The sequence below is a fragment of the Staphylococcus muscae genome (genome assembly GCF_003019275.1).
In the GTDB taxonomy this organism is placed as follows: Bacteria; Bacillota; Bacilli; order Staphylococcales; family Staphylococcaceae; genus Staphylococcus; species Staphylococcus muscae.
In genome coordinates, this window is sequence record NZ_CP027848.1 from 538,134 (window position 1) to 562,566 (window position 24,433).

Annotated in this window: 24 protein-coding genes; 23 read left to right on the top strand and 1 reads right to left on the bottom strand. The window is 36.6% G+C overall.

Annotation, left to right across the window (positions count from 1 at the left end):
• Window positions 1-168 precede the first annotated feature (168 nt).
• From der to ndk, 7 genes are all read left to right on the top strand, one after another.
• Entirely contained in the window at window positions 169-1,479 is a 1,311-nt protein-coding gene (der, locus tag C7J88_RS02590; RefSeq protein WP_095116926.1) for a ribosome biogenesis GTPase Der, read from the top strand.
• 21 nt (window positions 1,480-1,500) lie between these two features.
• Window positions 1,501-2,499, top strand: a complete 999-nt coding sequence (locus C7J88_RS02595; RefSeq protein ID WP_095116928.1) for an NAD(P)H-dependent glycerol-3-phosphate dehydrogenase — start codon at window positions 1,501-1,503, stop codon at window positions 2,497-2,499.
• 176 nt (window positions 2,500-2,675) lie between these two features.
• Window positions 2,676-2,948 carry an HU family DNA-binding protein gene (locus tag C7J88_RS02600; protein WP_095118132.1) on the top strand — a complete coding sequence of 91 codons (273 nt, stop codon included), beginning with the start codon at window positions 2,676-2,678 and terminating at the stop codon, window positions 2,946-2,948.
• A 144-nt stretch (window positions 2,949-3,092) separates the two neighbouring features.
• Complete coding sequence (locus C7J88_RS02605) at window positions 3,093-3,659, top strand: heptaprenyl diphosphate synthase component 1 (RefSeq protein WP_095116930.1); 567 nt, start codon at window positions 3,093-3,095, stop codon at window positions 3,657-3,659.
• A gap of 13 nt (window positions 3,660-3,672) precedes the next feature.
• A complete protein-coding gene (locus C7J88_RS02610; protein ID WP_095116932.1) occupies window positions 3,673-4,389 on the top strand; it encodes a demethylmenaquinone methyltransferase in 717 nt (238 codons plus the stop codon).
• Window positions 4,390-4,401: 12 nt separating this feature from the next.
• Window positions 4,402-5,358 (top strand): polyprenyl synthetase family protein, encoded by a 957-nt coding sequence (locus C7J88_RS02615; RefSeq protein WP_095116934.1) that lies wholly within the window; start codon window positions 4,402-4,404, stop codon window positions 5,356-5,358.
• A 70-nt stretch (window positions 5,359-5,428) separates the two neighbouring features.
• Complete coding sequence (gene ndk, locus C7J88_RS02620) at window positions 5,429-5,878, top strand: nucleoside-diphosphate kinase (protein ID WP_095116936.1); 450 nt, start codon at window positions 5,429-5,431, stop codon at window positions 5,876-5,878.
• A 356-nt stretch (window positions 5,879-6,234) separates the two neighbouring features.
• Here the strand turns inward: ndk and C7J88_RS02625 are convergent, their stop codons facing one another.
• Window positions 6,235-7,545: an ISL3 family transposase gene (locus C7J88_RS02625; RefSeq protein WP_059108181.1), complete on the bottom strand. Its 1,311-nt coding sequence runs from the start codon at window positions 7,543-7,545 to the stop codon at window positions 6,235-6,237.
• 338 nt (window positions 7,546-7,883) lie between these two features.
• On the opposite strand from C7J88_RS02625, the gene aroC reads away from it, so the two are divergent.
• The 16 genes from aroC to C7J88_RS02705 all read left to right on the top strand — a co-directional run bounded on the left by aroC (window position 7,884) and on the right by C7J88_RS02705 (window position 24,339).
• Entirely contained in the window at window positions 7,884-9,050 is a 1,167-nt protein-coding gene (aroC, locus tag C7J88_RS02630; protein WP_095116938.1) for a chorismate synthase, read from the top strand.
• A 13-nt stretch (window positions 9,051-9,063) separates the two neighbouring features.
• Window positions 9,064-10,155, top strand: coding sequence for a 3-dehydroquinate synthase (gene aroB, locus C7J88_RS02635; RefSeq protein WP_095116940.1), 1,092 nt, complete (start codon window positions 9,064-9,066; stop codon window positions 10,153-10,155).
• Complete coding sequence (gene aroA / locus C7J88_RS02640) at window positions 10,139-11,431, top strand: 3-phosphoshikimate 1-carboxyvinyltransferase (protein ID WP_095116942.1); 1,293 nt, start codon at window positions 10,139-10,141, stop codon at window positions 11,429-11,431. The genes aroB and aroA overlap by 17 nt, the downstream gene beginning before the upstream one ends.
• Window position 11,432: 1 nt before the next feature.
• Window positions 11,433-12,674: a tetratricopeptide repeat protein gene (locus C7J88_RS02645; protein ID WP_095116944.1), complete on the top strand. Its 1,242-nt coding sequence runs from the start codon at window positions 11,433-11,435 to the stop codon at window positions 12,672-12,674.
• Window positions 12,649-13,236 carry a YpiB family protein gene (locus C7J88_RS02650; RefSeq protein WP_095116946.1) on the top strand — a complete coding sequence of 196 codons (588 nt, stop codon included), beginning with the start codon at window positions 12,649-12,651 and terminating at the stop codon, window positions 13,234-13,236. The genes C7J88_RS02645 and C7J88_RS02650 overlap by 26 nt, the downstream gene beginning before the upstream one ends.
• A gap of 20 nt (window positions 13,237-13,256) precedes the next feature.
• Complete coding sequence (locus C7J88_RS02655; protein WP_095116947.1) at window positions 13,257-13,844, top strand: DUF1405 domain-containing protein; 588 nt, start codon at window positions 13,257-13,259, stop codon at window positions 13,842-13,844.
• Window positions 13,845-13,895: 51 nt separating this feature from the next.
• Window positions 13,896-14,591 (top strand): zinc metallopeptidase, encoded by a 696-nt coding sequence (locus C7J88_RS02660; RefSeq protein ID WP_169712257.1) that lies wholly within the window; start codon window positions 13,896-13,898, stop codon window positions 14,589-14,591.
• Window positions 14,592-14,776: 185 nt separating this feature from the next.
• A complete protein-coding gene (locus tag C7J88_RS02665; RefSeq protein WP_095116949.1) occupies window positions 14,777-15,097 on the top strand; it encodes a nucleotide pyrophosphohydrolase in 321 nt (106 codons plus the stop codon).
• 13 nt (window positions 15,098-15,110) lie between these two features.
• Window positions 15,111-16,244 (top strand): N-acetyl-alpha-D-glucosaminyl L-malate synthase BshA, encoded by a 1,134-nt coding sequence (bshA, locus tag C7J88_RS02670; RefSeq protein ID WP_095116950.1) that lies wholly within the window; start codon window positions 15,111-15,113, stop codon window positions 16,242-16,244.
• Complete coding sequence (locus C7J88_RS02675) at window positions 16,237-17,448, top strand: CCA tRNA nucleotidyltransferase (protein WP_095116952.1); 1,212 nt, start codon at window positions 16,237-16,239, stop codon at window positions 17,446-17,448. The genes bshA and C7J88_RS02675 overlap by 8 nt, the downstream gene beginning before the upstream one ends.
• Complete coding sequence (locus tag C7J88_RS02680; protein WP_095116954.1) at window positions 17,432-18,406, top strand: biotin--[acetyl-CoA-carboxylase] ligase; 975 nt, start codon at window positions 17,432-17,434, stop codon at window positions 18,404-18,406. The genes C7J88_RS02675 and C7J88_RS02680 overlap by 17 nt, the downstream gene beginning before the upstream one ends.
• A gap of 29 nt (window positions 18,407-18,435) precedes the next feature.
• On the top strand, window positions 18,436-21,144 hold the full coding sequence (locus C7J88_RS02685) for a helicase C-terminal domain-containing protein (RefSeq protein WP_095116956.1): 2,709 nt from the start codon (window positions 18,436-18,438) through the stop codon (window positions 21,142-21,144).
• A gap of 69 nt (window positions 21,145-21,213) precedes the next feature.
• Window positions 21,214-22,506 (top strand): asparagine--tRNA ligase, encoded by a 1,293-nt coding sequence (asnS, locus tag C7J88_RS02690; protein WP_095116958.1) that lies wholly within the window; start codon window positions 21,214-21,216, stop codon window positions 22,504-22,506.
• A 162-nt stretch (window positions 22,507-22,668) separates the two neighbouring features.
• A complete protein-coding gene (locus C7J88_RS02695) occupies window positions 22,669-23,358 on the top strand; it encodes a DnaD domain-containing protein (protein WP_095116960.1) in 690 nt (229 codons plus the stop codon).
• A complete protein-coding gene (gene nth, locus C7J88_RS02700) occupies window positions 23,348-24,022 on the top strand; it encodes an endonuclease III (RefSeq protein ID WP_095116962.1) in 675 nt (224 codons plus the stop codon). The genes C7J88_RS02695 and nth overlap by 11 nt, the downstream gene beginning before the upstream one ends.
• Complete coding sequence (locus C7J88_RS02705) at window positions 24,019-24,339, top strand: YpoC family protein (RefSeq protein ID WP_095116963.1); 321 nt, start codon at window positions 24,019-24,021, stop codon at window positions 24,337-24,339. Before nth ends, C7J88_RS02705 begins: the two co-directional genes overlap by 4 nt.
• The last annotated feature ends 94 nt before the right edge of the window (window positions 24,340-24,433 follow it).

The following is a 24,433-nucleotide window of genomic DNA, read 5'->3' on the forward strand; positions in this document are numbered from 1 at the left end:
TGAAAAATTCACATTTAAGAGGACTGAGATAGAGAAACTATCCTACTCCCTAAAAAGAAACACAACTAGCATTATGAAAAGGTGTAGAAATGATATTTTTTGAAAAACGACATTTCTGTGATGGATATGCTAGAATAATAAAGATATTGATAGAGAGGAAGAACAATTATGACGAAACCAGTAGTGGCGATTGTAGGTCGCCCAAACGTTGGGAAATCAACGATATTTAACCGTATTGTTGGCGAACGTGTCTCTATTGTAGAAGATACACCAGGTATTACACGAGATCGAATTTATGCAAGTGGTGATTGGCTTACACATGATTTTAATATAATCGATACAGGTGGTATTGAAATAGGAGACGCACCATTCCAAACGCAAATTCGTGCACAAGCTGAAATTGCGATTGATGAAGCGGACGTCATCATCTTTATGACGAATGTTCGTGAAGGTGTTACACAAAGCGACGAGATGGTTGCTCAAATGCTTTATAAGTCAAAAAAGCCTGTGGTACTTGCCGTAAACAAAGTTGATAACCCTGAAATGCGCAACGATATTTATGATTTCTATACATTAGGATTTGGCGAACCATATCCACTTTCAGGATCACACGGTCTTGGACTAGGCGACTTGTTAGAAGCAGTCGCAAAACACTTCAAACCTGAAGAAGAAGACCCATATGATGATTCTGTTATCAGATTATCATTGATTGGTCGCCCAAATGTTGGTAAATCTAGTCTTGTTAACGCAATATTAGGTGAAGAACGTGTCATCGTTTCAAATATTGCAGGGACAACACGTGATGCGATTGATACAGAATATAGTTATGACGGACAAGATTATGTCCTTATTGATACAGCAGGGATGCGTAAAAAAGGGAAAGTGTATGAAACGACAGAAAAATATTCTGTCCTACGTGCGCTAAAGGCGATTGAACGTTCTAATGTTGTACTCGTCGTCTTAGACGCAGAAGCAGGAATCATTGAACAAGATAAGCGTGTTGCTGGCTATGCCCATGAAGAAGGTAAAGCCATCGTCATCGTTGTCAACAAATGGGATACGTTAGAAAAAGACAGTAAAACGATGAAACGTTTTATGGATGATATTCGTAATAACTTCCAATTTTTAGATTATGCACAAATCGCATTCGTATCAGCTAAAGAAGGAACACGTTTACGTACGCTATTCCCACTGATTAATGAAGCGAGTGAAAATCATAAAAAACGTGTTCAAAGTTCTACATTAAACGAAGTTATCACTGATGCAATTTCTATGAACCCAACGCCAACAGATAAAGGTCGTCGCTTAAATATTTTCTATACAACACAAGTTGCGATTGAACCACCGACATTTGTTGTATTCGTTAACGATGTAGAGCTCATGCACTTTTCTTATAAACGCTATTTAGAAAATCAAATTCGAAGTGCCTTTGGTTTTGAAGGTACACCCGTACACATTATCGCTCGTAAGCGAAATTAGTAAAATGGAGGGCATATCAATATGACTGCAATTACAGTATTCGGTACAGGGAGTTTTGGTACAGCATTAGCGAATGTCCTAGCAGACAATGGGCACGACACATTGATGTGGGGGAAAACAGCCAAAACTGTTGAAGAAATCAATACGAAACATACAAACTCTGCGTATTTAAAAGAAGCAACGATGAATAATGCAGTTCGTGCAACGACTGATATTCAATCAGCTGTCGATCATGCAGATATTTATTTGGTTGCAATACCTACTAAAGCTATTCGTACAGTATTATCACAAGTTGATGAACGATTAACTTCAAAGAAACAGTTCATTCATGTAGCAAAAGGGATTGAAAATAAAACTTTCAAACGTGTTTCAGAAATGATTGAAGACGAGATTTCTCTTGAACACAATGGGGGTGTCGGTGTCTTGTCCGGCCCAAGTCACGCTGAAGAAGTTGTTATTCAACAGCCGACAACTGTTGCAGCAGCTTCAAGTTGTCCCGAATTATGCAAAACCATTCAAGACTTATTTATGACAGATTATTTACGTGTCTATACGAATGAAGATTTGATTGGTGTTGAAATCGGCGGGGCACTGAAAAATATAATTGCGATAGCGAGTGGCGTTCTTGCTGGCTTAGGTTATGGTGATAATGCAAAAGCTGCACTCATTACACGTGGTTTGGCCGAAATTACACGACTTGGTGTCAAGTTAGGTGCAGACCCACTGACATTCCAAGGTTTAGGAGGAATTGGTGATTTGATTGTGACATGTACATCAACACATTCACGCAACTACTCGCTAGGCTTTGCACTTGGAAGTGGAAAAACATTGCAAGAAATACTCGATGAAATGAACATGGTTGCTGAAGGTGTTTATACAACCGAATCTGTTTATCACTTAGCGAAACAAATGGATGTTGATATGCCAATCACGAATGCACTTTATCACGTGTTATTCGAATCACAACCAGTCGAAGAAGCACTGAAAGATTTAATGGGTAGAACAAAAAAATCAGAGTAATTTAATCCATTTTATTAAATTTGGGATATTTCAATACTAAAAAATCATTAAAAATGCGATGAAACCGCCGTTTTTCGTATATAAATGATTGCAGATATACCTAATATTGTGTTAAAGTCATACCATAATGATAAATGAGTTATCATTACATAACCTTTAAGGAGGCGAACTTGGAAATGAACAAAACAGACTTAATCAACGCGGTTGCTGAACAAGCAGACTTAACTAAAAAAGATGCGAGCTTAGCAGTTGATGCCGTTTTCGAATCAATTCAAAACTCACTAGCTAAAGGTGACAAAGTACAATTAATCGGTTTCGGAAACTTCGAAGTACGTGAACGTGCTGCTCGTAAAGGACGCAACCCACAAACAGGTAAAGAAATCGACATCCCTGCAAGCAAAGTACCAGCTTTCAAAGCAGGTAAAGCTTTAAAAGACGCAGTTAAATAATTCTTTTATCTACAAGAAAGCCCTCATCACGATGTGGGTTTTTTTGTTTGCCGTTATATTTAATACGTCATTCCGATAATTCGCATTTTATTTTTTAGGGGTTAGTGTTAATATAGAAAGTGACTAAATTGAGAGGTGACGCACATGTCAAATACGTATCAGTTACTCGAACAACAAATTAATCAACGTTTAGACAGAATAGAACAACCGCAAGTGATACATATCAATCATGCGTTGAGTCATGTGCTTGACCCGTTACATATTCCGATCCAAGCAAAACTTGCATGTCTCTCAATTGATACCTCGTTGAAACACCTCGATGAAGTCAGTTATCATGGGATTGAACGAGATGGAATTCTCATTGGAGATTTATTAAGTGCACATTATTACACGTTGCTGTCAGAACTAGACAATACAGAATTTCAATTAAAAATGAGCCAAGCAATCGTTAAAATCAATGAGCTGAAGTCATCATTACAACATCAGGCTGATTATATCCCACAATCGCAAGTTGTCGAAATCATCTATCAGATTGAAACATTGTTGTTGCAACAAGTCTTAGATGTGTATCAACCTGATAAGATGGCAGGTGCAATCACTGCGACACTTATCAAAGAATTACAAGTAACAGATCTCAGCTATCTCACACTATTTGATAGTGAGACATCGGATATTCTATTTCGCCAGTTACAAGAAAAATATACAAACTAATGAGGTTTAAATTATGAGTAAAAACAAAGCAAACAAAGAACAAGTACATGAAGTTTTCCAAAATATTTCAGGAAAATACGATCGTTTAAATAATATTATCAGTTTTGAACAACATAAAAGTTGGCGTAAAAAAGTGATGAAAGAAATGAACGTACAACCTGGATCAATCGCTTTAGACGTTTGTTGTGGTACAGCGGATTGGACAATTGCATTAAGTCACGCCGTAGGTCCAGATGGTGAAGTAACAGGTCTTGATTTTAGTGAAAATATGTTAAAAGTCGGTGAAGAAAAAACAAGTTCAATGGACAACATTCGTCTCGTTCAAGGAGACGCAATGGCACTGCCTTTTGAAGATAATACTTTTGATTATGTGACGATTGGATTTGGATTACGTAATATTCCGGATTATAAGGTAGCATTAGCAGAGATGTATCGTGTGCTTAAACCAGGCGGTATGGCCGTATGTCTTGAAACAAGCCAACCAACAATACCAGTGTTCAAGCAAGCTTATCAACTTTACTTTAAATTTATTATGCCATTGTTTGGTAAATTATTCGCCAAGTCTAAGTCAGAATATGAATGGTTACAGCAATCAGCTTTTGACTTCCCAGATCGAGAAACATTAAAGAAATTGTTTGAAAGTGTACATTTCCAGAATGTTAAAGTTAAAAGCTTTACGGGTGGTGTTGCAGCGATGCACCTCGCTTATAAACCGAACACGAATGATTAAAAGGTGAGTAGCATGTCGAAAATTAATTTAAATCAAGAAATAAAGACAATTGAAAAAAGGCTTCAGTCATTGATTAAAAGCGATGATCCAATTTTGGAATCTGCCGCTAATCATTTATTAAAATCCGGGGGAAAGCGAGTAAGACCTTTATTTGTCATCTTGAGTAGCTATGCTGGCCCAGATCAAGCGAATGAATCTGCGTATCGCGTTGCAACTGCTCTCGAGCTGATTCATATGGCAACGCTTGTGCATGATGATGTGATTGATTATAGTGACAAACGTCGTGGTAAAAAAACGATTGAAAAACAATGGGATAAACCAACTGCTATTTTGACAGGAAATTTCTTACTCGCACGTGCATTAGAATATTTATCTTATATCGAGGATCCACGCATCCATCGTACATTGTCATCGGCAATCACTGAAGTTTGTCGTGGAGAACTTTTTCAATTTCAAGACCAATTCCGATCTGATCAATCGATGACGAATTATTTGCGTAGAATCAATCGAAAAACTGCTTTGCTCATTCAATTATCTACCGAAGTCGGAGCGATGACTTCCGATGCTGACGCACAAACAGTTCGCACGATGCGCCAAATCGGTCATTATATCGGCATGAGCTTCCAAATTATTGATGATATATTGGACTTTACAAGTACAACAGAGAAGTTAGGTAAACCTGTCGGCAGCGACTTGCGTAACGGTCATTTAACATTACCTGTACTATTAGAAATGCGCCAAGATAAGATATTTAAACAAAAAGTTGCATTGCTTCATCAAGACGCAGATGCCGAATTGTTTGAAGAATGTATTGCACAAATTAGACGTTCTGATGTGATAGCACAGTCAAAAGAGATAAGTGCACAATATCTAAACAAAGCAACACAACAACTCGATTCATTATCAAATGATGCATTGAAACCACTTTTCCAAAAAATCATTCATAAACTACAACATCGCATTCGTTAAATTGTAATTGAAAGCGCTTTACATACATGATAGTATATTGATGTATGTTTATTAATAAGGGGGATTTTTCATGGAAAGAACATTTGTAATGATCAAGCCAGATGCGGTTCAACGTAAACTGATTGGAGAAATCGTACAGCGCATTGAACGTAAGGGGTTAAAATTAGTAGCTGCGAAGTTAATGACTGTACCGCAATCTTTAGCAGAGACACATTATGCTGAACATAAAGAAAGACCATTCTACAATAGTTTGATTAGCTTTATTACATCAGCACCTGTATTTGCGATGGTATTAGAAGGAGAAGATGCAGTTAACATCTCTCGTCATATCATCGGTGCAACAAATCCATCAGAAGCCTCACTAGGCACAATTCGTGGTGATTTAGGTTTAACAGTAGGACGCAATGTCGTTCATGGGTCAGACTCAGTTGAATCAGCTGAACGAGAAATTGCACTATGGTTTGATGAATCAGAGATTAGTTCATACACTTTACCAGAAGATGTATGGGTTTACGAATAATAGTATCATGTATGGAAGGGTCAGTTTGGCCTTTCTTTTTTGGATGTCCATCTTTTGTGGTGGGCAGATAATTAAAAGTAACTAATTTTATATTTAACTTAATCATAACACGTAGTAATCACTACATTCATTTAAGCGTACAGTTATTCATTAATTGTACGCTTTTTGAGTACTATCATTTCTTTAATACTCACTTGCCAAGGCGCCTCACTTCAACTAATTTTGGCTTTATTGAATAAGTGAAGCCAAAATGGATTTTCAGTTCGGCTTGTTGCCTTAGGCGTCTCGTATTAGAAATGATTTTACACCATACAGTTATATGAGCGTTTGTGACATGTTAAGTTACGAGGTAATCTTTATGCAACACAGCTTAATAGCTCTTGCTTTTTAGAACGTTGATACAGCTTAAAAATGATGAGTATTCTCGCTTTAAAGTTATTAAAGTTGCGATAGCCATATGATACACGTTTAATAAGCTTAATTTTATTATTGATACCTTCAATCGCTCCATTGTTAAACTTCGGGTACTTGATTGTTGAGTAAAGGACATACTCGTATTTCTTATAGAATCGAATGATACGCCAAACACCACGTGATACATGCTTCTTTTCGACACCCATTAAAGTTTCTTTGAAACGTAACCAGTCACATTGTTTCAATGCTTCACGAAGTTGATGAACTAACATATAAGTGTCATAGAGCTGCTGATCAAGACTTAGTAGATATGTTAAAACATCTCTTGATGTTGTGTACGTTTTGAAAGACTTCGACCAAAAGTATTCATAACTATTAATATCCTGCCTGTCAGAAAGAAAGAGTTTCCAGTGCTTTTTCATTTTCGTGTAATCTGTTGATGATCGATAGCGATAAGCATTCATTACAGAAATACGTTGCTTATTTAATTCACGATTAAGGTGCTGAACAATGTGAAAGCGATCAAAGATCAAAATCGCATTTGGAAATACTTCATGAATGAAGTTGATGTATGGTTCATACATATCAGCAGTTACAGTTTTAACAGCTAATCGTTCACGTCGATCAAAGCGATAGAAGTACTCTTTGAGTTTATGAATACGTCTATCTTCTAAGATATCAATAATCTGATTCGTTTCATTATCTATAAACAAAAAACTCATCGCTGTTGTCACGTTCTTAACGCTTTTAAACTCATCTATGGAGATATGTTTTGGCAATCCAGATGAAGGTTTGACTATTAATGATTGTGAGAGTTGATGAATACATCTTTTAACTGTACTCGGTGAAACACTACAATCATGAGCGATATCTATCTCACACTGTACACGTGTGAGTTTATCCTGAATCGCTAATTTCACACGGTTGGTAATAAAGCAGTTACTATCAACAATGTTTGTTTGAGCCGTAAAAGTCTTTAAACAATGTAGACACTTAAAGCGTTCTTTCGCTAAATTAAGATAAACATTGGATTCTTGAGATTTTAATAGTGTTAAACGCGAAACGCGTTTACCATGCTTATGGATTTGCCCATCATTGACACAACCACACTTCATACAAGCTTTGGGTGTATAAGAAAGTGTTCCATAAACAACCGTAGAAAGCCGACCACGCACTTCTACATCTTCTTCCACCTTAAGAACTTGAATATTTTCATCTTTTATTTTTAGTAGTTTTAATATATCATTACACATAGGCGCATCATGTCTCCTCTTTATTTTTTTGTTTAGTCACTTAAAATTATAGAGGCGTGCGCGCTTTTTTTGTATCCAAATGATTTAAAACATAAAAAAGGCGGGATAGCATTTCATGCCATCCCACCACAAAAGATTAAGACCCTCTTTTTTTGTTTATTTTTATATAGACTACTTTTCATTTTAGTCAGTAAAAGCGATAAAATATTTTGAAGTTTTCTGTTAATTAAATATATGATTTATGCTATGATGAGAAACATATCTAATAATTGAGCGATTGTAAATACTTGTCTAAGGGTAGATACATATTTTTGCGCTTGAGAAGGAGTGTTATACAAATGAGATTTTTAACAGCTGGAGAATCGCATGGGCCACAACTGACAGTGATTGTTGAAGGGTTACCAGCAAATATGAAAGTCGATATTGAGTCTTTGAACAATGAGATGTATAAGCGACAAGGTGGGTATGGTCGTGGGCGACGTATGCAAATCGAAAAAGATAGTGTCGAGATTGTTTCGGGTGTCCGCCACGGCTATACGCTCGGTAGCCCAATTACGATTGTGATAAAAAATGATGATTTCACACATTGGCGTAATATTATGGGAGCAGCACCGATTAGCGAACAAGAAGAAGCTGATATGAAGCGCGTCATTACTAAACCAAGACCCGGTCATGCTGACTTGGTTGGAGGGCTAAAATATCAACATCGAGACTTGCGCAATGTACTCGAACGTTCATCTGCACGTGAAACTGCTGCGCGTGTCGCAGTTGGTGCATTATGTAAACAATTACTCCAACAACTAGATATCGATGTGTACAGTCGTGTCGTTGCCATTGGCGGGATTCATGACGCATCAGAATACGATATCGCAACAATTAAAGAACACGTAGACACCAATGATGTACGTGTTGTTGACGAAACAATTGCTCAACAGATGAGAGATAAGATTGATCAAGCGAAACAAGATGGAGATTCTATCGGTGGTGTTGTTCAAGTCATTGTAGATCATATGCCGGTCGGTATTGGTAGTTATGTGCATTACGACCGTAAATTGGATGGACGCATCGCTCAAAGTATCGTTGGTATTAATGCATTTAAAGGAGTATCTTTTGGAGAAGGCTTTGCAGCAGGCGACAAGTTAGGAAGCGAAATACAAGATCCAATTCTCTATGATGATACACATGGTTACTACCGTGCTTCTAATCATCTCGGTGGTTTAGAAGGTGGTATGTCGAATGGAATGCCGTTAATTGTCAATGGAGTAATGAAACCAATCCCAACATTATATCGACCATTAGCTTCTGTCGATATCAATTCAAAAGAACCGTTCAAAGCAACAATTGAACGCTCAGATAGTTGTGCAGTTCCCGCTGCAAGTATTGTTTGTGAACACGCTGTAACATTTGAAGTGGCACGTGCATTATTAGAAGAATTTGAGTCGAACAATATGTCGATTCTTAAAAATCAAGTTGATCAACGTCGTGAAATGAACATTAACTTTTAATAGGGGGACGATCATGGAATTTACAACGACTTATGTATCTCAAAATTACCCTATCATCGTTTCACACCATGCAATTCAGAAATTGACACAATATACTGCTAACTATCAGCATGTCTTTGTGTTTGTAGATGAACACGTTTCAACACATTGGTCTTCAAAAATTCAAGAAGTAATTGCATATCATGTTGATGAGACATTTGTTTTACCTGCGGGAGAGCAGATTAAAACATTCCAACACTTCCAATCTTATTTAGAGCAGTTATTGAGTTTTCAACCAAGTAGAAATACATGTCTCATCGCCATTGGTGGTGGTGCAGTTGGAGACTTTGTCGGCTTTTTAGCTGCGACATTGTTACGTGGTGTCGACTTTATACAAGTTCCTACTACTATCTTGGCACATGATTCAAGTATTGGTGGAAAAGTAGGAATTAATGCGAGACAAGGAAAGAATTTAATCGGTGCCTTTCATAGACCAACCGCAGTGCTTTATGATTTAGACTTTTTGACATCTTTACCGCCTAGCGAAGTATTAAGCGGTTATGGGGAAGTATACAAACATGCACTCTTAAATGACAACTCATTTGTTAACGCATTAGAAACAACATACAAAGACACAGCATCATTGTTAAAATTAACTAACATGGAACAATATTTGATGAAGGGCATTCAAACAAAATTGAACATCGTCGTAAATGATGAAAAAGAACAAGGTCAACGCCAATGGTTAAATCTCGGTCATACGTTCGGACATGCAGTCGAATATGAGACAAAAATACCGCATGGACACGCTGTTATGATCGGTATTCTCTATCAAATGATTGTTTCAAATCAAATGCTTGGGGTGTCACATACAGTTCGTCGTTATTATGATTATTTTCAAACACTTGGCTATCCGCTTCACCTGATTGATACACTTTCTTTTGAGCCGTTATTACAACTGATGAAACAAGATAAGAAAAATAATCAATCAGGTATACGTATGGTTTTACTCAAAAATATTGGTGATCCAACTGTCAAAACCGTTCCAATTGAGATACTACAACAAGCTTTTAATCACTTGAAAGCGCTAAGAAAGGAGTCTACTACAAATGACAACATTGATTGACATACATGCTCCATTGAAAGGGGAAATCATCGTTCCTGGTGATAAATCAATGACCCATCGTGCAATTATCCTTTCTTCACTAGCGAAGGGAACGTCTACTATTCATCAACCGCTACTTGGTGAGGATTGTTTGCGCACAGCAGAAATTTTCCGATTACTTGGCGTGTCTATCGATGTCCAAGATGATCGAATAATTATTGATTCACCCGGCTATCAGCACTTTAAAACACCACATCAAGTGCTTTACACAGGCAATTCGGGAACAACAACACGCTTACTCGCTGGATTGTTAGGCGGCGTTGGCCTACAAAGCGTCTTATCCGGTGACTTCTCAATCGGTAAACGACCGATGGGGCGGATCTTGACACCGTTACAACAAATGCATATTGATATCACTGGTGTTGACGGAGACTTCACGCCATTAATTGTTCAACCAAGTAAAGTGCGTGGTATTCACTATCAAATGCCTGTTGCAAGTGCACAAGTGAAAAGTGCCATCTTGTTCGCAGGATTGTTTGCTGATGAAGAAACTGTCATAGATGAAATGGATCTCTCACGTAATCATACAGAAACGATGTTTGCACATTATGGTATTCCGATTGAAACAGCGTCTTTACGCGTTAAACTCCCTTCGCGCGGTATCGATCATATTGAACAAGCAGATTTTTATGTACCTGGAGACATCTCATCTGCCGCTTTCTTTATTGTTGCTGGTTTAATTCTTCCTGGCAGCGACATTACAATACATCATGTTGGCATTAATCCAACACGAGATGGTATTCTAGATGTTGTCAAAAATATGGGTGGTAATCTTACTATTTTTAATGTAACAGATGGTCCCGAACCGACCGCTTCTATTCGTGTACAATATACACCTGATTTGAAAAGTACTGAAATCAGTGGGAACTTGATTCCTAGATGTATTGATGAACTGCCTATCATTGCTTTACTCTGTACACAAGCTCAAGGTTCAAGTATTATAAAAAATGCTGAAGAATTAAAGGTAAAAGAAACCAATCGAATTGACACAACGGCAAAAGAATTAAACAAGCTCGGTTTAATGCTTGAACCAACTGAAGATGGTCTCATCATTCATCCATCATCCATTTCAAAAATAGCTGAGTTAGATAGTCATACGGACCACCGTATCGGTATGATGTTGGCAATTGCTTCAGCCTTGTCACCGAAAAAGTATCATATTAGCCAATTTGACAGTGTCAATGTGTCATTTCCTGGTTTCTTATCTGTTTTAAAACAATTAGAAAATGAGGGATAACATGCAAGACATCTATAAGTTAATCGACGACATCAATAGTCAAAAATTAGAAGATATTAATAGTCGTGTAGAACAAGCGATTCAATCAGATCATGATGAAGCTTTATTCCTTCTCGGCGAAACGTTGTACAGATTTGGACTTATGCCACAAGGATTGGATGTTTTTAGAGCACTCTATATGAAATATCCGGATGAAGCAGATGTACTCATTTACTTCATTGAAGGGTTGATTTCTGAAAATCATACTGATGAAGCATTAGAGTATTTAAATGATGTAGAACTGACACCTGAACGTTTAATGTTAGAGGCAGACTTATATCAACAGATCAATATGACAGATGTAGCGATTGATAAAGTACAACAAGCAATTGATATGCAACCTTCAGACCCGATATTGCACTTTGCGATTGCAGAATTATTTTATTATGACGGTCAATATCTTCGTGCATCACGTGAATATGATACAGTCCTTGAAGCAGGTGAACACATCGTTAATGGTGTAAATATTTTCTCACGCCTTGCTGACAGCAGTTTGCAAAGTGGGAATTATTCAGATGCTTTACAATGGTTTGAAGAAATTCATGAACAAGAAATGACTTCTGAAGATTACTTCAAAAAAGCCATTGCATTTGATAAAAATGATTTAACACAAGAAGCAATCAAAATTGTACGTACATTATTACAAAAAGATCCTGATTATATGCAAGCGTATTTTTACTTACAACAACTGTATGAAAATGAAAAAGCATATGAAGATGCCATTGAAATTGGAACAGAAGGGTTACGCCTTAACCAATTTTATAAAGAGTTGATGTATTCGACAGGTGCGCTACAAGTAGAACATGGGGATGCAGAAGCTGGAGTATCATTACTAAAACAAGCTCTAGAAGTGGACCCTGCTTATCAAGAACCATTGATGTTACTCGCAGACTATTATCGCAATGAAGAAGATAACGAAGGACTTATCTCGTTGATTCAATATACTGAAGAAGATGATATGGATCCACAATTCATGTGGCAAATTGCCTATGCACTCGGAGAAGAAGAACGTGATAAAGAGGCACAGCATTTCTATGCACTTGCACACGAAACGCTACACAGCAACATTGATTTTCTCGGCGACTATTATCACTATGTCGTTGAGATCGGTGATACTGCAACACGTGAGAAGCTTTTAGAACGTCTTATCGAATTAGAACCAAACAATACACAGTGGCATGAAGAACGTGAGCGCTATTTATAATCACAATGTCATATTCGATACGCCATTATATGTAGCAAAGCAACGATTTATCACATATTTACTGTCACACTATACTTTCAAATCACGCATTAGTGTTTGGTTACTCAATTATATCAAGGCGAATAGGCAACTGGTTGATCAGATTCGCTTTGTCGATCAAATCATTGAACATCATCCAACATTAACACTCAGCACAACAGAATCTGAAGCACACGCTATTCGCTATGATGATGACACATTTCATCTCATCAATATTGATCAAATTTTTCATATTGTCCTTGCGTCAAATAAAGCAATCGATATCAAAATTCATTTCGATCATCAAACGAAAAGAGATGCACATCTTGATCACATCTTATTACATCAACTACTGCAGCTATCTAACCAAACAGACTACATGCATGATTTATATCATATTGAACTTTCACAGGTGACCGAGCAGCGGTTATTAACACTGCTCTCATCACAAATTGATATGAGTCTCACAATGCAAGATGCAGATGCTTTCTATCATTTCACACGTTTACGCAATACAATAAAATTGCGTCGACTTTCTCAATAAATTGTCACGAGGTAAATATCATGTCTCTTAAAGAACTCATGCGTGCTTTTTTGTTTGATAAGCCATTTCTTTATTTTTTACTCTTCTGCAACGTATTAGGGACGATTTATGGATATATTTGGTACGAAGGTCAACTATCACAAACACCTTGGTATTTTTGGCCGTTCGTACCAGACAGTCCAACCGCAACCCTCTTTTTATCAATCAGTATCTTATTGTTTATATTGAATAAACAATCATCCATTGTTGATACGCTCGCCTTTGTCACACTATTCAAATACGGCGTTTGGGCTGTCATCATGAATATTATGCTTTTTTATGAAGACAACACCATCTATATCGTAGGGGTTATGCTTATCATGTCACATGGCATCATGGCTATCCAAGCACTCATGTTCATACCAAGATTTCGATTTACGTTCGTCAGTCTTGCAGTCACAATCGTATGGGTCATTCACAACGATGTCATCGACTATGTATTTCACCAATATCCAGTCTACGGACCGCTAGCAAGTTACGAAAGTCTCATTGGATATATTGCGTTTTGGCTATCTATAATTCCGCTCCTTTACGTTATTCTAAAAATTAAGCGCCGCACAAGTAAATAGTTTGACCCTATAACATGAACCACGTAAAATATAACAAAAGGAGTGAACAACATGTCTTTAGTATCAATGATCGTATATTTTGCCATCATAATGATTCTTCCAATGTACGCACAACACAGTGTAAAATCAAACTATGAAAAATATTCAAAAGTGAGATCAACAAGTGGTAAAACAGGTAGAGAAGTGGCATTAGAAATATTACATGCCAATGGGATAAATGACGTCGACGTCCAACGAGGAAATGGCTTTTTGACAGATCACTATGACCCTAGAAAGAAAGTTGTCGTTTTATCACCAGCAAACTATGACCGCCCAAGTGTAGCCGGAACAGCTATTGCAGCACACGAAGTAGGACATGCCATTCAACACTATGAAGGTTATTTCTTCTTACGTTTCCGCACAGCACTTGTTCCTGTGGCAAACTTAGGTAGTTCATTATCATATATCTTTATTATGATGGGCGTTGTATTAACTGCAATGAATAGTGCTTTTGGAACATCAGCATTGTGGATTGGTATTTTCTTAATGGCCTTTGCAGTGTTATTCTCAATTGTTACTTTACCAGTTGAGTTTGATGCGAGTAAACGTGCTATGACTCAAATTAAGAAGATGCAAATCGTTAATGAAAATGAATACAAACATGCAGGTCGTGTTCTAAGAGCAGCAGCAATGACATATGTCGCAGCAACAGCTGTTGCAGTGGCAGAGCTATTACGCTTCATCTTACTTGCACGTTCTCAAGAATAGTCTTGAAAAGCTGAAACAGATTCTGTTTCAGCTTTTTTGTGTCTTTCTACAATCATACAAATTGGATATGTAACTATGAACAGATACACATCGTTTTTTATTCATCTTATAAGCATCTAGAATTGCTCAAGAAGGCAGATACATGTATCATGAAAGAGAATGCTTAATAAGAAAGAGGTCATATCATGTCAAAATCTATGCACGAGATGCAACAAGAAGTAGATGCTTATATTTCACAATTCAAAGCAGGGTATTTCTCTCCACTTGCTAATCTAGCACGCATGACGGAAGAAGTGGGTGAGCTTGCGCGTGAAATCAATCATTATTACGGAGAAAAACGTAAAAAAGAAAGTGAAGAAATGAACACAATTGAAGCAGAACTCGGCGATAATTTATTCGTATTACTTTGTATCGCGAACTCACTCAATATTGATATGACAAACAGTTTTAATCAAACGATGCACAAGTTTAATACACGTGATAAAGATCGTTTTGAGAGAAAATAAAGGAGGTCTTTACATGAAAATAGGAATTACGTGTTATCCCTCTATCGGCGGGTCAGGTGTGATTGCAACTGAACTCGGTATTTTGATGGCAGAACGTGGCCATGAAGTACACTTTATCACGTCCAATATGCCTTTTAGGCTCAACAAACCGATTCCTAATATTACTTTTCACCAAGTAGATGTGAATCAATATGCTGTCTTCCAATATCCACCCTATGACATTTCATTGAGTACAAAAATTGCGAATGTTATCAACGAATATGATTTGGACGTGTTACATATGCATTACGCAATTCCACATGCGATATGTGGCATTCTTGCACGACAAATGTCAGGTAAAGATATTAAAATTATGACAACGCTTCACGGTACAGATATCACTGTTCTTGGGTACGATCATGCTTTGCGTAACGCAATCAAGTTTGGCATTGAACAAAGTGATGTCGTGACAAGTGTCAGCCAATCACTTAAAGAAGAAACTTATGACATCATTAAACCAAACAAAGATATTGTTCCAATTTATAATTTCGTACGTGAATCGGAATTTCCAACAGGTTATCAACCCGAACTCAAGACAAGCTATGGAATCGCAGAAGATGAAAAAGTCATCATCCATGTATCGAACTTCCGTAAAGTAAAGCGAATAGATACAATTATTGACACATTCAAGCTAATTCGCCAAGAAATGAAATCAAAACTATTATTGATTGGCGATGGGCCAGAACTTCTCGATATGCGCGAAAAAGTCCGTGAATTACAATTACAAGATGATGTATTATTTTTAGGCAAGCAAGATTGTGTCAGTAATTTTTATCAAATCTCAGACTTAGTCCTCTTAATGAGTGAAAAAGAAAGTTTTGGTCTAACATTACTTGAAGCGATGACAACAGGCGTTGTTCCCATTGGTACATATGCAGGTGGTATTAAAGAAGTCATCAAACATGGGGAAACTGGATATTTAGTCGATATAGGAGATAGTCAACATGCTGCGGAGTATGCGATAAAGTTATTGTCCAATCCACAGCTGTATAAACAAATGCAGCAACGTATGTTAACAGATGTTCAACAACGCTTTCACTCGTCTATTATTGCTGATCAGTACGAGGACCAGTACCGTCAAATGATTGGAGAATCCAACGATGCATGATAAAGAGATGTTTGTAACAGCTTTACCTGTCATGCAACAGCTCGTTAGTCACGGGTATGAAGCGTATTTTGTCGGTGGTTCAGTCCGTGATTATTTAATGAAAAGACCCATCAATGATATCGATATCACAACGAATGCGACGCCAGATGAAGTCGAAGCACTGTTCGAACATACAATTCCGATTGGCAAAGCGCACGGTACAATAAATGTTGTTTGGCAAGGCAACAACTATGAAATCACCACTTTTCGTACGGAAGGCGATTACATCGATCACCGTCGTCCAAGTGAGGTTCACTTTGTCCGTGATTTATACCAAGATGTCGAACGACGTGACTTTACGATTAACGCAATTGCGATGAATCAACATTTTCATATGACTGATTATTTTGATGGCCAAACAGACATCCAATCAAAGGTCATTCGCACAGTAGGAAACCCTGATGAACGTTTTGGAGAGGATGCGTTGCGTATTTTAAGAGGTGTCCGTTTCAAATCACAACTCGGTTTTACAATTGCGTCAGAAACATACAAAGCAATGTTACAACGCACTCCAGATATCACACATCTTGCAATTGAACGTATCATGGTAGAACTAGAGAAACTATTAAATGGTCAATATGTCTCTAGTACCTTTGAGATGTTACATGATTTGAATATATGGAAATACATGCCTTTCTTTAAAGAAATAGACATGCATCATATTCGCATTACAAGTCCTGTTACATTGGCTCAGTTTTTAGCAATGATCATGTATCACATGCAAGGGCAAACGAGCAATACAAAGCAATTAAAACGGAGCAATGATGAAATCAAACACGCAGAGCAATTATGCCGTGCAATGAAGTGCGCACCAACATTAAATACAAAAGCAGAATTGCGTCAATTTGTCTATGATTTTGGGCAAACACGATGCATTGAATTGCTCGCAATACAATCTCAATTGAAAACGAATGGCATCCCACAAGTGTCACCACTTATTTTTAATACACAAACAATCTCCGACACTTGGCAGTCGCTTGTAATTCAAGAGAGACAACAATTAGCAGTCAATGGAACAGTACTTATGACGGCATTGAATCGAAAAGCAGGTCCATGGTTAAAAGAAGCCTTGCGTTGTGCTGAATGTGCTGTCGTACAACAAAAGGTGAACAATAACGAACAAGAAATTATTGAATGGGTGAAGGCACATGTCGAAATATCGTGATCAAATTTTACAATTGTTAGCTGAGGCACAACCACAATATGTATCAGGACAAGCAATTGCCAATCAACTAAATATTTCACGCATGACAGTTAAGAAGGTCATTGATCAACTCAAATCGGAACATGTTTCAATAGACTCTGTTCATAATAAAGGACATCGTTTAAATGATTATCCAACTGTCTGGCATAAAGGAATTCTTCAGGATTTGTTGAAACATCAATCACTAATTGAAACGATTGAAACATATGAGTCAGTTACATCAACACAAGATATTGCGAAACATTTACTCATCGATCATTCTGAAAGTATGTTGATATTAAGTGATGAACAAACTGCTGGCAAAGGACGGTTCAAACGCCCTTGGCAATCAGCGAAAGGAAAAGGCATTTGGATGACACTCGTATTACGTCCCAACATTCCTTTTTCTATGTTAACAACATTTAATTTGTTCATTTCACTCGCAATTTGTCATACGATTCAACAATATACAGATGAGAAAGTTTCAATCAAATGGCCAAATGACATTTATATTGGTAATAGAAAAGTCTGTGGCTTTTTAACTGAAATGATTGCGAATGCAGATGGGATTGAAGCTGTCATCTGTGGCATTGGCATTAATGTCAATCAGCAATCCGATGACTTTGATACGTCTGTACCACTTCAAGCAACAAGTATTCGTCAACATCGTGAAACAGATGTAGAACGTTATATATTTTTGCGGAATTTAATCATACAAATCGAACGACGATACCAACAGTTTTTGACGGAACCATTTAGCACGATTAAAGATGAATACATCGCTGTGTCCAATATATGGAATCGTCGATTACGTTTTACAGAAGGTGAAAAACGATTTTATGGAAAAGTCATTCGTATTGACAATGATGGCTTTTTATATGTATTAGATGAACAAGGCGATATCCATCGTCTTATGAGTGCAGATATCGAACTACCTTAGTGTTGTCGTGAAAGGAGGGCGTCATTGGAATGAAATCACCAAGATATGCTGTCATTGATCTAGAAACGACAGGTAACCAACCACATATTGATGATATTATTCAAATCGGTATCGTATTTATCGAACAACATGCGATTGTGGATACTTACCATACAATGATTAAAACAGACAAAGAAATCCCAACATTTATTCAAGCACTGACATCTATTGAAAATCATATGCTTACAAAAGCACCTTATTTTCATGAAATAGCAGATGAGTTATTTAAAAAATTACAAGGCTGTGTTTTTGTTGCGCACAATGTAAATTTTGACTTAAATTTTTTGAAAATCGCATTCGAACAATGTCATATCTCATACAATCCAAGACGTGTGATTGACACTTTAGAACTGTTCAAAATTGCATTTCCAACAGCAAAAAGTTACCAGTTAAGTGAATTAGCACAAGATTTAAACATTCCGTTGACGCAAGCACATCGAGCAGACGAAGATGCAGAAACAACAGCAAAAATCATGATACGTGCCTTTCATCAATTTGAGGGTCTACCCATTGAAACAAAAAAGCAATTATTTCATTTGAGCAAAGATTTAAAATTTAACTTACAAGATTATTTCTTTGAACTCGTACGAAAACATCATAGCGATCAGACCGTTTCGCCCTTATTAGAACAATTTGAACAAATATACTATCAGCCTGTTTATCTTTTTGAAAAACCATACATTGATTTTGATGGTGATTTGAATGCACTCTATAAGAAAGTAGTGACACAGGCAGGTTATCAATACCGTGAAGATCAACGTTACTTGACTGAAGTAATTTATCATCAGCTTATGCATGATGAAAATGCATTGATTGAAGCTGAAACAGGGAGTGGCAAATCTCTCGCATACCTTATTGCAGCAGTGATGTATTATATCGAAACTGGCGAACATGTGATGATTTCAACAAATACAAAGCTATTACAATATCAATTAATTCAACAAGATATCCCATTAATCAATCGAGCATTAAATACACAGTTGAATGCCTGTATGGTCAAAAGTAAAAAAGACTACATTTCTTTGGGGCTCGTGCAACAAATCATTAAAGATCAAACGAATAACTATGAAGTTAATTTACTTAAAATGCAATTGCTCGTATGGTTAATCGAAACACATACCGGAGACATTCATGAACTGAATTTGCGCGGTGGCGTAAAAATGTATCTTGATCAAAAAATTGAGACATACGTTCCTATACGAAAAGATATCGACTATTACTATCAACTCAGAATGCAAGCATCACATATTCAAATAGGGATTACAAACCATGCACACTTATTAAAAGCATCAGGTGAGAATGTGATTTATCAACTATTCGACCACTGCATTATTGACGAAGCACATCGATTACCTGACTATGCCTTAGATTGTGTGGTACATGAAGTAGGATACGCAGATATTAAATATCAACTTGGGCTGATTGGAAAAACAGAAAATGAAAAGTTACTAGCGCAAGTTGATCAACTAGAACAATTAAGAGTCCAACAAAAATTAAATATTGCACCGATGAATGTCTTTGCAATCAAACAAGATATCAATGAAATACACGAAATGAACGATGCGCTTTTTGAACGATTGTTCACACAGATTCGACCAGAACAACTACATAACGATGAGTCTTCAAAACGATATGATTTCTATGATTTATCAACAGAATCACTGTTAATAGATATACAACAACTGATAAAAAAAATACATCTCACACTTCTTCATTTTGAAACGATTAAACATAAAACAGTCAAAACATTACGTAAGCAACTATTAAATATTGTTGCGCAGTTAAAACCATTTGAAGAAGGGATTAAGCAAGGAAACGTTTTTTATGTATCTCTTAAAAATTTAGATCAAAAAGCGACCATTCGATTGCATATTAAACAAGATGATGTAAAAACAATATTGACTGAAAAGTTACTTTTACAGTTTAAATCGCTCACCTTCATTTCAGGCACTTTGACATTTAATCAATCTTTTACTGCATTTGAAAATTGGTTTAAAGAAGATACTGCTTTTAACCGCTATCAGATTCACGTTGAACCATCCAAATATGAGAATGGCTATATCTTTATACCAAACGATATTGAAGATTATCATTATCAAAATCATGATGCGTATATTCAAACGATTGTAGAATATATATCGCGCTACGTCTCAACAACAAATGGGAAATGTTTAGTTTTATTTACAAGTTATCAAATGATGTATATCGTCATGGACTATTTAAATGATATCTCACTCTTTGAGGACTATGTCATTCTTGCACAGCAACAAAGTCAAAATCAAAAGATTGTTCAACAGTTCAATCATTTTGATAAAGCGATCTTATTAGGAACAAGTAGCTTTTTTGAAGGCTTTGACTACCAAGCGCAAGGCGTCAAATGTGTCATGATTGTAAAACTCCCATTCATGAATCAGCATGCGACGAAACCATTACTATTAAAAGACGAATTCTCTAATATTTTTAAAGATTATATTTTACCAGATGCTGTGACACGTTTCAGACAAGGACTCGGTCGACTGTTAAGAAATGAGCATGATAAAGGAATTATTGTCTCATTTGATAATCGCTTAATCAACAGTCGTTTTAAACCATTTTTCCAAAAAACGATCCAACCTTATCATCAACAAATTGGTGATATCGATACGTTTGAAAAGCGCTTAAAACAACTCAGACAAACGGAAGTTGAACAGAAAAACTGATGCCAACCCTAGATGTGATTATTAACTTTTGTTAAAATAATAACAGTAAAATAAAATAGGAGATTAATTATGAAAACAACAATTAAAGAAGCAAAAAATTATATCGGACAAGAAGTAACAATTGGTGCTTGGCTTGCTAATAAGCGCTCAAGCGGTAAAATTGCATTTTTACAACTACGTGATGGTACTGGTTTTATGCAAGGCGTTGTTGTCAAATCAGAAGTCGGTGAAGATCTCTTCAAAACGGCTAAATCACTCACACAAGAATCTTCTATCTATATCACAGGCGAAATTACCGAAGATCAACGTTCTGACTTAGGCTATGAAATGCAAGTGAAACAAATCGAAGTGATTCATGAAGCACATGATTATCCAATCACACCAAAAAGTCACGGCACTGAATTTTTAATGGATCACCGTCACTTATGGTTACGTTCAAAAAAACAACATGCAGTGATGAAAATTCGTAATGAAATCATCCGTGCAACATATGAATTCTTTAATGAAAATGGATTTACAAAAATTGACCCACCAATTTTAACTGCAAGTGCTCCAGAAGGAACAAGTGAGTTGTTCCACACAAAATATTTTGATGAAGATGCTTTCCTCTCTCAAAGTGGGCAGTTGTATATGGAAGCTGCAGCAATGGCACACGGTAAAGTATTCTCATTCGGTCCAACTTTCCGTGCTGAAAAATCAAAAACACGTCGCCATTTGATTGAATTCTGGATGATTGAACCAGAAATGGCATTTACAAATCACAACGAAAGTTTAAAAGTTCAAGAAGAATATGTCGCATTTGTCGTACAATCTGTACTTAAAAACTGTAAATTAGAATTAAAAGTTTTAGAACGTGATACATCAAAATTAGAAAAAGTCGTTGCACCATTTCCACGTATTACGTATGATGATGCAATTAAGTTCTTACACGAAGCTGGTTTTGATGATATTGAGTGGGGCGATGATTTTGGTGCACCTCATGAAACCGCAATTGCCAATCACTATGATTTACCTGTATTTATCGTGAACTATCCAACAAAAATTAAACCGTTCTATATGCAACCAAATCCTGATAATGAAGACACTGTACTGTGTGCAGACTTAATTGCACCTGAAGGTTACGGTGAAATCATCGGTGGTTCAGAACGTATTAATGATTTGGCATTGTTAGAATCACGCATAGATGCACACCAACTCGATCCAGAAAGCTATCAATATTATTTAGACTTACGAAAATACGGTAGCGTTCCACACAGTGGCTTCGGTTTAGGATTAGAGCGTACAGTCGCTTGGATTTCTGGTGTTGAACATGTTCGTGAAACTTCGCCATTCCCACGTTTACTCAATCGCTTATACCCATAATTAAATGGCATTGAAATATGCGCATCATAACCCATTGAAACCTTTATATCAAAGGACTTTCAATGGGTTTTAACTTATGCTAATAATTCCGTATTAATTGCTATAAAGTATTCGTAAAATACGGTATGATAGTCATGCTACGTGAAAAGAAGGGGGGATTTGATGAATCTTCATGAATTAAAAACACGACCTTTTGTATGTCGATACGAATTACTTGAACATTATGCGTCTCTCGGACTAAATGAATCAGATCTCATCATATTAATGAAAATACTATATGCCTATGAGACGAGCAATGAGCTTCCTTCAATTGATGTTTTACAGAAGGGAACAACGATGCAAGCTTCTGAAATAACGATGATTATTCAGAAATTGATCCAATTAGGTCTTTTGGAAATGAATGTTGCGAAAAATAATGACGGTAGACTAAGTGAATACATTAACTTAGATGGTTTTTATGAACAGCTTAACCAAGTATTCGAAAATATCAATTCCAATATGCAAAATATCGATAAAAAACAAGCATTCAAAGCATTATTTCAAAAAATCGAAAATGGCTTTGGACGAACATTATCCGCACTTGAATTTGAAACTTTGAATAAATGGCTCGACGTTAATGAATATGATTTGACGATTATTCATGCGGCCGTCGATGAAGCATTATCACATAACAAAACAAGTCTAAAATATGTAGATAGAATTTTATTGAATTGGGAAAAAAATAACGTACGAACAGTAGATGATGCAAAACCCATCCGTGCGAAATTCAATAAACAGCAATCCGTCGTAAAAAAAATTGAAAACTTCCCGAAATTTGATTGGCTGAAAGGAGAAAACCCATTTGATAAGTAAGAAAAAAGCATTAGAAATGATTGATGTCATTGATGGCATGTTTCCAGATGCTGAATGTGAACTCGTTCATAACAATGCGTTTGAACTCACAATTGCCGTATTGTTATCTGCACAGTGTACAGATAACACCGTAAACAAAGTAACGAAGACATTATTTCAAAAATATCATACACCAGAAGACTATTTATCGGTTTCATTAGAAGAATTACAAAATGATATTCGCTCAATAGGTTTATATCGAAATAAAGCAAAAAATATTCAAAAATTATGCCGTTCTTTGATTGACCAATATGATGGAGAAATTCCTGAAGATCACGCTAAATTAGTAGGACTTGCTGGTGTTGGACGAAAAACAGCGAATGTTGTTATGAGCGTCGCATTTGGCGAACCAGCACTCGCGGTAGATACGCATGTGGAACGTGTTTCAAAGCGTCTAGGAATTTGTCGCTGGAAGGATAGTGTGACAGAAGTTGAGCGTAAATTGACTTCAATCATTCCAAAGTCTAGGTGGACAAAAAGTCATCATCAACTTATCTTCTTCGGACGTTATCACTGTCTTGCGAAAAAGCCAAAATGTGATGTCTGCCCGTTGTTTACAGATTGTCGTGAAGGACAAAAACGCTACCGTGCTGCTATGCGATTGGAAGGAGCGATAAACGAATGACGATGTTAAACAACATGTCTGAAATCGAAAAACAACTTGATATTTTGGCACAATCAAGAAAAATTGGAAAGCCCGAAAGTATTGCGCTATTAGATGAATATTATGAGTTGTTAGTCGCATATTTTTGTTACATCAACGAAATACAACACATAGGGAATATACCTTCAGAAAGACTCCCTATCGTTCCTTTTAACTTCGACGAGCGTCTCAGTTATATTCAAGAACGTAAACATCACTATATGGGCTATCAACAAATGAAAACATTAAAATCTGAGTTGATAAAAATGAATGCCGCTTATCGCGTAAAGCATAACTGAACTGAGCAGTTATGCTTTTTTCATACAAAAAGGACAGCATTTCGAAATGCTGTCCTTTGTATAGGGTCTTAATCTTTTGTGGTGGGATGGCATG

Coding starts and splice junctions, on each gene's coding strand:
- der (WP_095116926.1), top strand. CDS start 169: ATGACGAAACCAGTAGTGGCGATTGTAGGTCGCCCAAACGTTGGGAAA.
- C7J88_RS02595 (WP_095116928.1), top strand. CDS start 1,501: ATGACTGCAATTACAGTATTCGGTACAGGGAGTTTTGGTACAGCATTA.
- C7J88_RS02600 (WP_095118132.1), top strand. CDS start 2,676: ATGAACAAAACAGACTTAATCAACGCGGTTGCTGAACAAGCAGACTTA.
- C7J88_RS02605 (WP_095116930.1), top strand. CDS start 3,093: ATGTCAAATACGTATCAGTTACTCGAACAACAAATTAATCAACGTTTA.
- C7J88_RS02610 (WP_095116932.1), top strand. CDS start 3,673: ATGAGTAAAAACAAAGCAAACAAAGAACAAGTACATGAAGTTTTCCAA.
- C7J88_RS02615 (WP_095116934.1), top strand. CDS start 4,402: ATGTCGAAAATTAATTTAAATCAAGAAATAAAGACAATTGAAAAAAGG.
- ndk (WP_095116936.1), top strand. CDS start 5,429: ATGGAAAGAACATTTGTAATGATCAAGCCAGATGCGGTTCAACGTAAA.
- C7J88_RS02625 (WP_059108181.1), bottom strand. CDS start 7,545: ATGTGTAATGATATATTAAAACTACTAAAAATAAAAGATGAAAATATT.
- aroC (WP_095116938.1), top strand. CDS start 7,884: ATGAGATTTTTAACAGCTGGAGAATCGCATGGGCCACAACTGACAGTG.
- aroB (WP_095116940.1), top strand. CDS start 9,064: ATGGAATTTACAACGACTTATGTATCTCAAAATTACCCTATCATCGTT.
- aroA (WP_095116942.1), top strand. CDS start 10,139: ATGACAACATTGATTGACATACATGCTCCATTGAAAGGGGAAATCATC.
- C7J88_RS02645 (WP_095116944.1), top strand. CDS start 11,433: ATGCAAGACATCTATAAGTTAATCGACGACATCAATAGTCAAAAATTA.
- C7J88_RS02650 (WP_095116946.1), top strand. CDS start 12,649: ATGAAGAACGTGAGCGCTATTTATAATCACAATGTCATATTCGATACG.
- C7J88_RS02655 (WP_095116947.1), top strand. CDS start 13,257: ATGTCTCTTAAAGAACTCATGCGTGCTTTTTTGTTTGATAAGCCATTT.
- C7J88_RS02660 (WP_169712257.1), top strand. CDS start 13,896: ATGTCTTTAGTATCAATGATCGTATATTTTGCCATCATAATGATTCTT.
- C7J88_RS02665 (WP_095116949.1), top strand. CDS start 14,777: ATGTCAAAATCTATGCACGAGATGCAACAAGAAGTAGATGCTTATATT.
- bshA (WP_095116950.1), top strand. CDS start 15,111: ATGAAAATAGGAATTACGTGTTATCCCTCTATCGGCGGGTCAGGTGTG.
- C7J88_RS02675 (WP_095116952.1), top strand. CDS start 16,237: ATGCATGATAAAGAGATGTTTGTAACAGCTTTACCTGTCATGCAACAG.
- C7J88_RS02680 (WP_095116954.1), top strand. CDS start 17,432: ATGTCGAAATATCGTGATCAAATTTTACAATTGTTAGCTGAGGCACAA.
- C7J88_RS02685 (WP_095116956.1), top strand. CDS start 18,436: ATGAAATCACCAAGATATGCTGTCATTGATCTAGAAACGACAGGTAAC.
- asnS (WP_095116958.1), top strand. CDS start 21,214: ATGAAAACAACAATTAAAGAAGCAAAAAATTATATCGGACAAGAAGTA.
- C7J88_RS02695 (WP_095116960.1), top strand. CDS start 22,669: ATGAATCTTCATGAATTAAAAACACGACCTTTTGTATGTCGATACGAA.
- C7J88_RS02705 (WP_095116963.1), top strand. CDS start 24,019: ATGACGATGTTAAACAACATGTCTGAAATCGAAAAACAACTTGATATT.